The sequence below is a fragment of the Citrobacter sp. MGH110 genome (assembly GCF_001037515.1).
GTDB lineage: Bacteria > Pseudomonadota > Gammaproteobacteria > Enterobacterales > Enterobacteriaceae > Citrobacter > Citrobacter portucalensis.
The window spans coordinates 1,816,523-1,829,707 of sequence record NZ_KQ089830.1 but is presented as its reverse complement, the minus strand read 5'-3'; the positions used below and the strand labels follow the sequence as shown (position 1 = coordinate 1,829,707).

At 51.9% G+C, this 13,185-nt stretch carries 15 protein-coding genes; 14 read left to right on the top strand and 1 reads right to left on the bottom strand.

All coding sequences use genetic code 11. The features are described 5' to 3' along the window. Window positions 1-542 precede the first annotated feature (542 nt). The gene (gene rluC / locus SK38_RS08810) at window positions 543-1,496 is read left to right on the top strand and encodes a 23S rRNA pseudouridine(955/2504/2580) synthase RluC (RefSeq protein ID WP_003036228.1); all 954 of its coding nucleotides are present in this window, start codon (window positions 543-545) and stop codon (window positions 1,494-1,496) included. Between the two features lie 82 nt (window positions 1,497-1,578). On the opposite strand, the gene SK38_RS08805 is transcribed toward rluC, so the two are convergent. Then, entirely contained in the window at window positions 1,579-2,163 is a 585-nt protein-coding gene (locus tag SK38_RS08805; RefSeq protein WP_003832177.1) for a Maf family protein, read from the bottom strand. A 197-nt stretch (window positions 2,164-2,360) separates the two neighbouring features. Here SK38_RS08805 and yceD point away from each other — a divergent pair, with 197 nt between their 5' ends. From yceD to SK38_RS08740, 13 genes are all read left to right on the top strand, one after another. After that, on the top strand, window positions 2,361-2,882 hold the full coding sequence (yceD, locus tag SK38_RS08800) for a 23S rRNA accumulation protein YceD (RefSeq protein ID WP_003036239.1): 522 nt from the start codon (window positions 2,361-2,363) through the stop codon (window positions 2,880-2,882). Window positions 2,883-2,898: 16 nt separating this feature from the next. Beyond that, window positions 2,899-3,072, top strand: coding sequence for a 50S ribosomal protein L32 (gene rpmF, locus SK38_RS08795; protein ID WP_003036242.1), 174 nt, complete (start codon window positions 2,899-2,901; stop codon window positions 3,070-3,072). A gap of 123 nt (window positions 3,073-3,195) precedes the next feature. Continuing rightward, window positions 3,196-4,275: a phosphate acyltransferase PlsX gene (gene plsX, locus SK38_RS08790; RefSeq protein ID WP_071846967.1), complete on the top strand. Its 1,080-nt coding sequence runs from the start codon at window positions 3,196-3,198 to the stop codon at window positions 4,273-4,275. Between the two features lie 77 nt (window positions 4,276-4,352). Continuing rightward, a complete protein-coding gene (gene fabH, locus SK38_RS08785; RefSeq protein ID WP_003832181.1) occupies window positions 4,353-5,306 on the top strand; it encodes a beta-ketoacyl-ACP synthase III in 954 nt (317 codons plus the stop codon). 15 nt (window positions 5,307-5,321) lie between these two features. Continuing rightward, the gene (gene fabD, locus SK38_RS08780; protein WP_003832182.1) at window positions 5,322-6,251 is read left to right on the top strand and encodes an ACP S-malonyltransferase; all 930 of its coding nucleotides are present in this window, start codon (window positions 5,322-5,324) and stop codon (window positions 6,249-6,251) included. 12 nt (window positions 6,252-6,263) lie between these two features. After that, window positions 6,264-6,998, top strand: a complete 735-nt coding sequence (fabG, locus tag SK38_RS08775) for a 3-oxoacyl-ACP reductase FabG (protein ID WP_003036255.1) — start codon at window positions 6,264-6,266, stop codon at window positions 6,996-6,998. A 154-nt stretch (window positions 6,999-7,152) separates the two neighbouring features. Continuing rightward, window positions 7,153-7,389, top strand: coding sequence for an acyl carrier protein (gene acpP, locus SK38_RS08770; protein WP_000103754.1), 237 nt, complete (start codon window positions 7,153-7,155; stop codon window positions 7,387-7,389). A gap of 85 nt (window positions 7,390-7,474) precedes the next feature. Further along, on the top strand, window positions 7,475-8,716 hold the full coding sequence (gene fabF / locus SK38_RS08765; RefSeq protein ID WP_003036260.1) for a beta-ketoacyl-ACP synthase II: 1,242 nt from the start codon (window positions 7,475-7,477) through the stop codon (window positions 8,714-8,716). Between the two features lie 134 nt (window positions 8,717-8,850). Further along, window positions 8,851-9,660: an aminodeoxychorismate lyase gene (pabC, locus tag SK38_RS08760; protein ID WP_048235648.1), complete on the top strand. Its 810-nt coding sequence runs from the start codon at window positions 8,851-8,853 to the stop codon at window positions 9,658-9,660. 2 nt (window positions 9,661-9,662) lie between these two features. After that, the gene (yceG, locus tag SK38_RS08755; RefSeq protein ID WP_048235647.1) at window positions 9,663-10,685 is read left to right on the top strand and encodes a cell division protein YceG; all 1,023 of its coding nucleotides are present in this window, start codon (window positions 9,663-9,665) and stop codon (window positions 10,683-10,685) included. Continuing rightward, window positions 10,675-11,316, top strand: a complete 642-nt coding sequence (gene tmk / locus SK38_RS08750; protein ID WP_008784374.1) for a dTMP kinase — start codon at window positions 10,675-10,677, stop codon at window positions 11,314-11,316. The genes yceG and tmk overlap by 11 nt, the downstream gene beginning before the upstream one ends. Then, entirely contained in the window at window positions 11,313-12,317 is a 1,005-nt protein-coding gene (gene holB, locus SK38_RS08745) for a DNA polymerase III subunit delta' (protein ID WP_048235646.1), read from the top strand. Before tmk ends, holB begins: the two co-directional genes overlap by 4 nt. Window positions 12,318-12,327: 10 nt before the next feature. Further along, window positions 12,328-13,125, top strand: a complete 798-nt coding sequence (locus tag SK38_RS08740) for a metal-dependent hydrolase (RefSeq protein WP_020996495.1) — start codon at window positions 12,328-12,330, stop codon at window positions 13,123-13,125. Window positions 13,126-13,185 lie beyond the last annotated feature (60 nt).

The window sequence follows — 13,185 nt, the reverse complement described above, 5'->3', positions numbered from 1 at the left end:
TAAGCTGCGGGCAGAGTAATGCCTTTCCGGGTGTGAACCGATGGCCTCGTGTCTATTCGCGTCGCCAACCTCACGGTTATCGTCAGCTCAAAGAGGCGCAGAGTGTCGGTTGCCTGCATTTCATACGGAAACACAGCGCAATTATCAGGGGAACAGTCTGGGTGTTACTCTCCAGAAAAGCTTCCATATTACCGGTAAGGACTGCAACCCGCAGCCCGCTAACTGCCTGAAAGATCAATACGTCTTACGCCATTGCTGCGTTGATGATCGGTCGGGCAAAATTGGGTCATTCCGGAAAAGTTCTTGTTTTAACAAGATTCAACACGGAAACAACCTCATTATTCCACTGCTAACCTTGTTATAGCAAGATGACTTTTGCCATTTATCACCCGGTTACTCACAGTTTTTTCACTTCCGCGTAGTGATTGCTTTAATAACCACCAAATCGGCTATGTCAAACTTAAGTAATAAGGTATAGCAGTTAATATAAGCATAGAAAAATGTGTGGCGCGAATCTTGATGGCTATTTAAAATCGGCCCCCATGAAAACAGAGACTCCAGCCGTAAAAACAGTTGCCATTACTGCCGACGAAGCAGGGCAACGCATCGATAACTTTTTGCGCACCCAGCTTAAGGGCGTGCCGAAAAGTATGATTTATCGCATTTTGCGTAAAGGCGAAGTGCGGGTGAATAAAAAACGCATTAAACCCGAGTACAAACTCGAAGACGGGGATATTGTGCGTATTCCACCTGTGCGTGTCGCTGAACGTGAAGAAGAGGCCATTTCACCGAACCTGCAAAAGGTCGCGGCGCTGACCGACGTCATTTTATATGAAGATGACCACATTCTGGTGCTTAACAAACCTTCAGGTACGGCCGTACATGGCGGAAGCGGGTTAAGCTTTGGCGTCATTGAAGGATTACGTGCGTTGCGACCTGAAGCGCGTTTCCTTGAACTGGTGCATCGCCTCGACCGGGATACCTCCGGCGTTTTGCTGGTGGCTAAAAAGCGCTCAGCCTTGCGTTCATTGCATGAACAACTGCGTGAAAAAGGCATGCAGAAAGACTATCTCGCGCTGGTTCGAGGCCAATGGCAGTCGCATGTCAAAACCGTGCAGGCGCCGCTGTTAAAGAACATTCTGCAAAGCGGCGAGCGTATCGTGCGGGTGAACCAGGAAGGCAAACCGTCAGAAACACGTTTTAAAGTGGAAGAGCGCTATGCGTTTGCCACGCTTGTGCGCTGTAGCCCGGTGACCGGACGTACGCACCAGATTCGTGTGCATACCCAGTATGCCGGTCATCCAATTGCTTTTGACGATCGCTACGGTGACCGTGAGTTCGATAAGCAACTGGCGGATACGGGGTTGAACCGACTTTTCCTGCACGCCGCAGCATTGAAATTTACCCATCCGGGAACGGGTGAAGTGATGCGTATTGAAGCGCCGATGGATAAGCAATTGAAGCGCTGCCTCGAGGTTTTACGCAGTAAAGCCTGATGCTCGTTGCTTATCAGGCCTACAACCGTGTGATGCACCGTAGGCCTGATAAGACGCATCGCGTCGCCATCAGGCAAATCAATCAGGCATTCAACGGGTTCATCTCTTCCCGCCGCAGCATTTGACACAACGCGATAAGCGGCAAACCGATCAGGGTATTTGGGTCACGACCCTCCAGGCGTTCAAAGAGTGCAATACCTAACCCTTCACTTTTGAAGCTACCTGCACAATGGAGCGGGCGCTCTTTGCGCAGATAATCATCAATTTCCGCCTCGCTTAAATGACGGAAATGGACGTCAAAAGGTTCTACTTCGGTTTGTAAATGTCCGGTCGCAGAATTATACAGCGCCAGTCCGGTGTAAAACGTCACAATATTGCCACGGGCTTTGAGTAATTGTTGGCGCGCATTTTCTTCAGTTAATGGTTTGCCGGTTATTTCACCATCAAGAACACAAATTTGATCGGAGCCAATAATCAGATGCGATGGGTAACGGTGGGCGAGAGATTGCGCTTTTTTCTGCGCCAGTCGCAAGACTAAATGGCGTGGTGCTTCGCCGGGCAACGGCGTTTCATCAACCTCTGGCGCAGCGCATTCAAACGGGATTGCCAGTTTTTCGAGTAAAGCGCGACGCCAGGGGGAGGTAGAAGCAAGAATAAGTTGAGGCATATTTTTTCCCTCGCATATAGCGTATTGATGAGAGCCATTTTAAACTATGGACTTCGACCTACAAGCTGGCTGTAGTGGCTTGTCTTGAGCGATTTTAAGTCGATGACCCGCAATGTGTGCGAATTATTGGCAAAAGGCAACCACAGGCTGCCTTTTTCTTTGACTATATGACGTTACAAAGTTAATATGCGCGCCCTATGCAAAAGGTAAAATTACCCCTGACTCTTGATCCGGTTCGTACGGCTCAAAAACGCCTCGATTATGAAGGTATCTATACTTCTGATCTGGTTGAGCGCGTCGCCGATTCTGTAGTCAGTGTGGACAGTGATGTGGAATGCTCCATGTCGTTCGCTATCGATAACCAGCGTCTCGCCGTTATAACCGGTGATGCGAAGGTATCGGTTACGCTCGAATGTCAGCGTTGCGGGAAACCGTTCCCACTTCATGTTCACACAACATATTGTTTTAGTCCTGTCCGTTCTGACGAGCAGGCTGAAGCACTCCCGGAAGCGTATGAGCCGATTGAGGTTAACGAATTCGGTGAAATCGATCTGCTTGCAATGGTTGAAGATGAGATTATCCTCTCCTTGCCGGTAGTTCCGGTGCATGATTCTGAACACTGTGAAGTGTCCGAGGCGGACATGGTCTTTGGCGAATTGCCTGATGAAGCGCAAAAACCAAACCCATTTGCCGTATTAGCCAGCTTAAAGCGTAAGTAATTGAGGAGTAAGGTCCATGGCCGTACAACAGAATAAACCAACCCGTTCCAAACGTGGCATGCGTCGTTCTCATGACGCTCTGACCGCAGTCACCAGCCTGTCTGTAGACAAAACTTCTGGTGAACAACACCTGCGTCACCACATCACTGCCGACGGTTTCTACCGTGGCCGTAAGGTAATCGCTAAGTAATCACGCATGACTCAATGGCTTTCCCACTTCTGGTGAGAAAGACAAAGAGTGAACGCGTGATGAAGCTTAGTGAGGCTTTCCCCGGGTGACTGGGGAAACACCTAACCGGGCAGCGACGATACCTTGACACGTCTAACCCTGGCGTTAGATGTCATGGGGGGAGATTTTGGCCCTACCGTGACAGTGCCTGCAGCATTGCAGGCACTGAATTCTAATTCGCAACTCACACTTCTTTTAGTCGGGGATCCCGATACAATCACGCCATTACTTGCCAAAGCTGACTTCGAACAACGTTCGCGTCTGCAGATTATCCCTGCTCAGTCAGTTATTGCCAGTGATGCCCGGCCCTCGCAAGCTATTCGCGCCAGTCGTGGAAGCTCAATGCGTGTTGCCCTAGAGCTCGTGAAAGAAGGTCAGGCACAAGCTTGTGTCAGCGCCGGTAATACGGGCGCACTCATGGGACTTGCGAAGTTATTGCTCAAACCTCTTGAGGGGATTGAGCGTCCTGCGTTGGTGACGGTGTTACCCCATCAGCAAAAGGGCAAAACGGTGGTGCTGGATTTGGGCGCCAACGTAGATTGTGATAGCACGATGTTGGTGCAATTTGCCGTCATGGGTTCCGTGCTGGCAGAAGAGGTTGTTGGCATTGCCAATCCTCGCGTGGCGTTACTCAACATCGGCGAAGAAGAAACGAAAGGTCTCGACAGTATTCGAGATGCTTCAGCTGTGCTAAAAACAATCCCTTCCATTAATTATATTGGCTATCTTGAAGCCAATGAGTTACTGACTGGCAAAACCGATGTGTTGGTCTGTGACGGTTTTACAGGTAATGTCACATTAAAGACGATGGAAGGTGTTGTCAGAATGTTCCTTTCACTGCTGAAATCTCAGGGTGAGGGCAAAAAACGGTCGTGGTGGCTTCTGTTATTAAAACGTTGGTTACAAAAAAGCCTGACAAGGCGATTTAGTCACCTCAACCCCGACCAGTATAATGGCGCCTGTCTGTTAGGATTGCGCGGCACGGTGATTAAGAGTCATGGTGCGGCCAATCAGCGAGCATTTGAAGTCGCGATTGAACAGGCAGTGCAGGCGGTGCAGCGACAAGTTCCTCAGCGAATTGCCGCTCGCCTGGAATCTGTATACCCAGCTGGATTCGAACTGCTGGACGGTGGCGAAAGCGCAAAATCACGAGCACACAGATAACGGTGCGTTTGTGAATGTGGCCACCGTATCAGCGATTTGCTCGTAGCGGTATATAACCAAAAAGTGACTGAGCGTACATGTATACGAAGATTATTGGTACTGGCAGCTATCTGCCTGAACAAGTGCGTACTAACGCCGATTTGGAAAAAATGGTTGAGACGTCTGATGAGTGGATCGTCACTCGTACAGGTATCCGTGAACGCCATATTGCAGCGCCAAATGAAACAGTTGCGACGATGGGCTTTGCCGCCGCAAACCGTGCGATTGAAATGGCGGGCATCGACAAAGAACAAATTGGTCTGATTGTGGTTGCTACCACATCATCCACTCACGCATTTCCAAGCGCGGCGTGCCAGATCCAAAGTATGCTGGGGATCAAAGGCTGTCCGGCGTTTGACGTTGCAGCCGCTTGTGCTGGCTTCACTTACGCCCTGAGCGTTGCCGACCAGTACGTTAAATCTGGCGCAGTTAAGCATGCTCTGGTCGTTGGCTCCGATGTCCTGGCCCGTACCTGCGATCCAACCGATCGCGGAACGATCATCATTTTCGGTGATGGGGCTGGTGCGGTTGTACTGAGCGCATCAGAAGAGCCAGGTATTCTCTCCACGCATCTGCACGCTGACGGTCGCTACGGCGAACTGTTGACGCTGCCTAACGCCGATCGCGTGAACCCGGAAAACCCGATCCACCTGACGATGGCGGGTAACGAAGTATTTAAAGTCGCGGTGACCGAGCTTGCGCACATCGTTGATGAAACGCTGGAAGCCAATAATCTCGACCGTTCTGCGCTGGACTGGCTGGTGCCGCATCAGGCTAACCTGCGCATTATCAGCGCGACAGCTAAAAAGCTGGGTATGTCGATGGATAATGTTGTCGTGACGCTCGACAGACATGGTAATACCTCTGCTGCCTCCGTACCGTGCGCGCTGGACGAAGCCGTCCGCGACGGGCGTATTAAAGCTGGGCAGTTGATATTGCTTGAAGCCTTCGGGGGTGGATTCACCTGGGGCTCCGCGCTGGTTCGTTTCTAGTATAAGGATTTAAACATGACGCAATTTGCATTTGTGTTTCCGGGGCAGGGTTCCCAGACCGTTGGGATGTTGTCTGAAATGGCAGCAAACTACCCAATTGTTGAAGAAACATTTGCTGAAGCATCAGCTGCACTGGGCTATGATCTGTGGGCGTTGACTCAGCAAGGTCCGGCTGAAGAACTGAATAAAACCTGGCAGACGCAGCCCGCGCTGTTGACCGCATCCGTTGCGCTTTATCGCGTATGGCAGCAGCAGGGGGGTAAAACACCTGCGCTGATGGCGGGTCATAGCCTGGGCGAATATTCTGCTCTGGTATGTGCGGGTGTTATCGGTTTTGCCGATGCCGTACGTCTGGTTGAACTGCGTGGCAAATTCATGCAGGAAGCGGTTCCGGAAGGCACTGGCGGCATGTCTGCTATTATCGGTCTGGACGATGCCGCTATCGCTAAAGCGTGCGAAGAGTCTGCCGAAGGCCAGGTGGTTTCACCAGTAAACTTTAACTCACCGGGTCAGGTGGTTATTGCCGGGCATAAAGAAGCCGTAGAACGTGCTGGTGCTGCCTGTAAAGCCGCGGGCGCTAAGCGTGCGCTGCCGCTGCCGGTCAGCGTTCCTTCTCACTGCGCGCTGATGAAGCCTGCCGCTGAGAAACTGGCCGTTGAGCTGCAGAAAATCACCTTTAACGCGCCGACTGTTCCGGTTGTGAACAACGTCGACGTGAAGTGCGAGACCACGGCAGACGCAATTCGCGATGCGCTGGTTCGTCAGCTGTATAGCCCGGTTCAGTGGACTAAAACCGTTGAATTTATGGCATCCCAGGGCGTAGAGCACCTGTATGAAGTCGGTCCGGGTAAAGTTCTGACCGGTCTGACGAAACGTATTGTTGACACCCTGACTGCTTCGGCACTGAATGAGCCGGCGGCACTGTCTGCGGCGCTAGAGCAATAAAAGAGGAAGACCATGAGTTTTGAAGGAAAAATCGCGCTGGTTACCGGTGCAAGCCGTGGCATTGGCCGCGCAATTGCTGAGACACTTGTTGCCCGTGGCGCGAAAGTTATCGGTACTGCTACCAGCGAAAGCGGCGCGCAGGCCATTAGCGATTACTTAGGTGCAAATGGTAAAGGTCTGATGTTGAATGTGACCGATCCGGCATCTATCGAATCTGTTCTGGAAAATATTCGCGCAGAATTTGGTGAAGTCGATATCCTGGTCAATAATGCCGGGATTACTCGTGATAACCTGTTAATGCGCATGAAAGATGACGAGTGGAACGATATCATCGAAACCAACCTGTCATCTGTTTTCCGTCTGTCAAAAGCGGTAATGCGAGCTATGATGAAAAAGCGTCATGGGCGTATTATCACTATCGGTTCTGTGGTTGGTACCATGGGAAATGCGGGTCAGGCTAACTACGCTGCGGCGAAAGCGGGTCTGATCGGCTTCAGTAAATCACTGGCGCGCGAAGTTGCGTCTCGTGGCATTACTGTAAACGTTGTTGCTCCGGGCTTTATTGAAACGGACATGACGCGTGCGCTGTCTGATGATCAGCGTGCGGGTATTCTGGCGCAGGTTCCTGCGGGTCGCCTTGGCGGCGCTCAGGAAATCGCCAGTGCGGTTGCATTTTTAGCTTCTGACGAAGCAAGTTACATCACAGGTGAGACTTTGCACGTCAACGGCGGGATGTACATGGTTTAACCACGATGAAAAATATTTGCGTTATTGTAGGTCTTGGCCTCAAAATAACGTAAAATCGTGGTAAGACCTGCCGGGATTTAGTTGCAAATTTTTCAACATTTTATACACTACGAAAACCATCGCGAAAGCGAGTTTTGATAGGAAATTTAAGAGTATGAGCACTATCGAAGAACGCGTTAAGAAAATTATCGGCGAACAGCTGGGCGTTAAGCAGGAAGAAGTAACCAACAATGCTTCCTTCGTTGAAGACCTGGGCGCAGATTCTCTTGACACCGTTGAGCTGGTAATGGCTCTGGAAGAAGAGTTTGATACTGAGATTCCGGACGAAGAAGCTGAGAAAATCACTACCGTTCAGGCTGCCATTGATTACATCAACGGCCACCAGGCGTAAGTGAACATCTCCAGGCGGTCATTCGACCGCCTGAGTTTTATCTTTTTATCCCACTTGAATTATTTTCCCTCCCTGGAGGACAACCGTGTCTAAGCGTCGTGTAGTTGTGACCGGACTGGGCATGTTGTCTCCTGTCGGCAATACCGTAGAGTCTACCTGGAAAGCTCTCCTTGCCGGTCAGAGTGGCATCAGCCTGATCGACCATTTCGATACTAGCGCCTATGCAACGAAATTTGCTGGCTTAGTAAAGGATTTTAACTGTGAAGACATTATCTCGCGTAAAGAACAGCGCAAGATGGATGCCTTCATTCAATATGGAATTGTCGCTGGCGTTCAGGCCATGCAGGATTCTGGCCTCGAAATTACGGAAGAGAACGCTCATCGTATTGGCGCCGCTATCGGCTCTGGTATTGGCGGTCTCGGTCTGATCGAAGAAAACCATACCTCACTGGTAAACGGTGGACCGCGTAAGATCAGCCCGTTCTTCGTTCCGTCGACGATTGTTAACATGGTGGCTGGTCACCTGACCATCATGTACGGCCTGCAAGGGCCAAGCATCTCCATCGCGACTGCTTGTACTTCAGGCGTGCATAACATCGGTCATGCCGCACGTATCATTGCATACGGCGATGCAGACGCGATGGTTGCGGGTGGTGCTGAAAAAGCCAGTACGCCGTTGGGTGTGGGTGGCTTTGGCGCGGCACGTGCACTGTCTACGCGTAATGATAACCCGCAAGCGGCAAGCCGCCCATGGGACAAAGAGCGTGACGGCTTTGTGCTGGGCGACGGTGCTGGCATGGTGGTACTGGAAGAGTACGAGCATGCGAAAGCGCGCGGTGCAAAAATCTATGCTGAAGTCGTTGGCTTCGGTATGAGCAGCGATGCTTACCACATGACGTCGCCACCGGAAAACGGTGCAGGCGCTGCGCTGGCAATGGTCAACGCACTGCGCGATGCGGCTATTGAAGCGGGTCAGATCGGCTATGTCAACGCACATGGTACGTCTACGCCTGCAGGCGATAAAGCTGAAACCCAGGCAGTGAAATCTGTCTTTGGCGATGCGGCAAGCCGTGTGATGGTAAGCTCCACCAAATCCATGACCGGACACCTGTTGGGTGCGGCGGGCGCGGTAGAGTCTATTTTCTCTATCCTGGCGCTTCGCGATCAGGCTATTCCGCCAACCATCAACCTGGATAACCCGGATGAAGGTTGTGACCTGGACTTCGTACCTCACGAAGCGCGTCAGGTTAGTGGTCTGGAGTATGCGCTGTGTAACTCCTTTGGCTTCGGTGGTACCAACGGCTCTTTGATCTTTAAAAAGATTTAAGTCCGTCAGGTGATGCGCTAGCATCGATAGCAAATTGAAAAGGTCCGCTTGTCGGGCCTTTTTTATTCGGTTTTCCGCCCTTGTCCTGTGTTACTCATCCTGCCAAACTAGCGGACCAGAAATAAGGAGCCACCATGTTCTTAATTAATGGCTGCGAGCAAGATATGCTGGCCGCAAGCGATCGAGCGACCCAATTTGGTGATGGCTGTTTTACCACTGCCTGTATTATCGACGGTGAAATCCCTCTCTTTGCAGCGCATCTTGAGCGTTTACAAGACGCTTGCCAAAAACTGCTGATCTCTTTTGAAGATTGGTCCGAGCTGCAAAATGAAATGAAAATGCTGGCGAAAGGGCACGTACGCGGTGTGTTGAAAGTGATTATCAGCCGTGGCAGTGGAGGCCGGGGTTACAGTGGCAAAAATTGTCATAGTGCCACACGCATCCTCTCCGTTTCAGCCTGGCCCGATCATTACGATCGTTGGCGGCAAGAAGGTATTACGCTGGCGCTAAGCCCAGTGCGGCTGGGACGTAATCCACTGCTTGCCGGGCTTAAACACCTGAATCGACTGGAGCAGGTGTTGATTCGCTCTCATCTTGAACAGACGGACGCCGATGAAGCGCTGGTTCTTGACAGCGAGGGATGGGTTACGGAATGCTGTGCGGCTAATTTGTTCTGGCGTAAAGGTGATGTGGTTTACACGCCCCGGCTGGACCAGGCCGGAGTGAACGGTATTATGCGACAATTCTGTATCCGGATGCTGGCACAATCGCCATTCAGTATTGTCGAAGTGTATGCCGGGTTGGAGGAGGTAATGCAGGCTGATGAAATCGTCGTCTGTAACGCGTTAATGCCCATTTTTCCCGTGCGTGCCTGTGGCGACACGTTGTTGTCTTCACGTTTGTTATTCGATTATTTAGCCCCACTTTGTGAGCACCCGAATTAGTCATGAAAAAACTGTTACTTGTTGTCCTGTTATTGCTGGTTGTGCTGGGCATTGCCGCTGGAGTGGGAATGTGGAAAGTTCGCCATCTGGCGGACAGCAAATTATTGATTAAAGAAGAAACGATTTTTACGCTGAAAGCGGGGACGGGCCGTCTGGCTCTCGGCGAACAGCTGTATGCAGACAACGTTATCAATCGTCCGCGCGTGTTCCAGTGGCTGCTGCGTGTGGAGCCCGAGCTGTCGCATTTTAAGGCCGGAACATATCGCTTCACGCCTGACATGACGGTGCGGGACATGCTGCAACTGCTGGAAAGCGGCAAAGAGGCACAGTTCCCGTTACGTCTGGTTGAAGGGATGCGCCTGAGCGATTACCTCAAACAGCTGCGTGATGCCCCGTATATCAAACATACGTTAAGCGACGATAGCTATGAGACCGTGGCCGAGGCGCTGAAGCTTGAAAACCCGCAATGGGTAGAAGGCTGGTTCTGGCCAGATACCTGGATGTATACCGCCAATACTACTGACGTAGCGTTACTAAAACGCGCGCATCAGAAAATGGTTAAAGCGGTGGATACTGTCTGGGAGGGACGCGCTGATGGCCTGCCTTATCAGGACAAAAATCAGCTGGTAACCATGGCTTCTATTATTGAAAAAGAAACTGCGGTTGCCAGCGAGCGCGACCAGGTGGCTTCGGTCTTTATTAACCGCTTACGTATCGGTATGCGTTTACAAACCGATCCGACCGTGATTTACGGGATGGGTACACGGTATAATGGCAAATTGTCGCGTGTGGATTTAGACACCCCGACCGCCTATAACACCTATACCATTACGGGACTGCCGCCAGGCCCGATTGCCATGCCGGGAGAGGCTTCATTGCAGGCCGCGGCGCATCCGGCAAAAACGCCGTATCTCTATTTTGTGGCTGACGGTAAAGGCGGCCACACGTTTAACACCAATCTTGCCAGCCATAACCGGTCCGTGCAGGATTACCTGAAAGTGCTTAAGGAAAAAAATGGGCAGTAACTATATCGTCATTGAAGGCCTGGAAGGCGCCGGAAAAACCACCGCGCGTAACGTGGTGGTGGAGACACTTGAGCAACTCGGTATTCGTGACATGGTTTTCACCCGTGAACCTGGTGGAACGCAGCTGGCTGAGAAACTAAGAAGTCTGGTGCTGGATATTAAATCGGTCGGTGACGAGGTCATTACCGATAAAGCCGAAGTTCTGATGTTTTACGCGGCGCGTGTACAGTTGGTCGAAACCGTTATTAAACCTGCACTGGCGAAAGGCGCGTGGGTAATTGGCGATCGTCACGATCTGTCGACCCAGGCGTATCAGGGCGGCGGACGCGGTATCGATCAAAACATGCTGGCAACCTTGCGCGATGCGGTGCTTGGTGATTTTCGCCCGGACCTGACGATCTATCTGGATGTGACGCCAGAAGTCGGGTTGAAGCGTGCCCGTGCCCGCGGCGAGCTGGATCGTATTGAGCAGGAATCTTTCGACTTCTTTAATCGTACTCGCGCGCGCTATCTTGAGCTGGCTGCCAAAGACACCAGCATTCGTACTATAGACGCTACGCAGCCGTTGGAGGCTGTGATGGCTGATATCCGTCATACCATCACCCAATGGGTGAAGGAGCAGGGCGCATGAAATGGTACCCATGGTTACGACCGGATTTTGAAAAACTGGTAGCCAGCTACCAGACGGGTCGTGGTCACCATGCGTTACTGATTCAGGCGTTACCCGGAATGGGCGACGACGCGCTGATTTACGCCCTCAGCCGCTATTTAATGTGCCAGCAGCCGGAAGGGCATAAAAGCTGCGGACAGTGCCGCGGCTGTCAGCTAATGCAGGCGGGGACGCACCCTGACTACTATTCGTTGCTGCCGGAAAAAGGCAAAAGCACGCTGGGGGTTGATGCGGTACGCGAAGTCAGTGAAAAGCTGTACGAGCATTCGCGTCTCGGCGGTGCGAAGGTCGTGTGGATCCCGGATGCTGCCCAGTTAACCGATGCCGCCGCCAACGCCTTGCTGAAAACGCTGGAAGAACCCCCGGCACAAACCTGGTTTTTCCTCGCCAGCACAGAGCCTGCTCGCTTGCTGGCGACATTACGCAGTCGTTGCCGGTTACATCATCTTGCGCCACCTCCGGAGTCGTATGCGATCTCCTGGCTTGCTCGTGAGGTGACTGCGTCGTCAGAAGCGCTGCTGAGCGCGTTACGCCTGAGCGCAGGTTCGCCAGGCGCGGCACTCACGTTGTTACAGGCTGAAAGCTGGGCGCACCGCACAGATTTTTGTGCGGCACTGGTGAACACATTAAACACAGGCGACTGGTATATACTGCTCGCGGCGTTAAACCACGATCAGGCTGCCGCCCGTTTACACTGGCTGGCAACGTTGTTGACCGATGCGTTGAAACGTCCGTATGGCGTTTCCCATTTAACGAATCCTGATGCGCTGGACCTGATATCTTCTATCGCAGAACGGTTATCCGTTGCCCAGATACAGGCGATACTCGGTGACGTTTGTCATTGTCGTCAGCAACTGCTGAACGTAACAGGCGTAAACCGTGAGCTGGTGTTAACCGATCTTATTCTTCGTATTGAGCATTACCTGCAACCAGGCACCGTACTGCCTGTTCCCCATCTTTGAGAGAGACATTATGTTTTTAGTCGACTCACACTGCCATCTTGATGGCCTGGATTATCAATCTCTGCATAAGGACGTGGATGACGTGCTGGCAAAAGCGGCCGCACGTGATGTGAAATTCTGTCTTGCCGTCGCGACCACCCTGCCAGGATATCGCAGTATGCGCGAACTGGTCGGTGAGCGTGACAATGTGGTTTTCTCCTGCGGCGTGCATCCGTTAAATCAGGATGAAACCTATGATGTTGAGGACCTGCGTCGTTTTGCCGCCGAAGAGGGGGTTGTGGCGATGGGAGAAACCGGGCTGGACTATTTTTACACGCCGGAAACAAAGGTGCGCCAGCAGGAATCTTTTATCCACCATATTCAGATCGGCCGTGAGTTACAGAAGCCGGTTATCGTGCATACCCGCGATGCGCGAGCCGATACGCTGTCTATTCTGCGCGAAGAAAAAGTGACGGATTGTGGCGGCGTACTACACTGTTTTACAGAGGACAGAGAAACGGCGGGCAAATTACTGGACCTTGGATTCTATATCTCGTTTTCCGGCATCGTCACGTTCCGAAATGCAGAGCAGCTCCGTGATGCCGCCCGCTATGTTCCTCTGGACCGGTTATTGGTCGAGACGGATTCTCCCTACCTTGCGCCTGTACCGCATCGTGGAAAAGAGAACCAGCCCGCCATGACTCGTGACGTTGCAGAGTACATGGCCGTAGTGAAAGGTGTTGCCGTTGAAGAACTGGCGCAGGCAACCACTGATAACTTTGCCCGCCTGTTTCACATCGACGCTTCTCGCCTGCAATCTGTTCGTTAACTGACTTTTTTTAAAGCTCGTAATTAATCACTAATGCGAGTAAAGTTCACCGCCACAAAA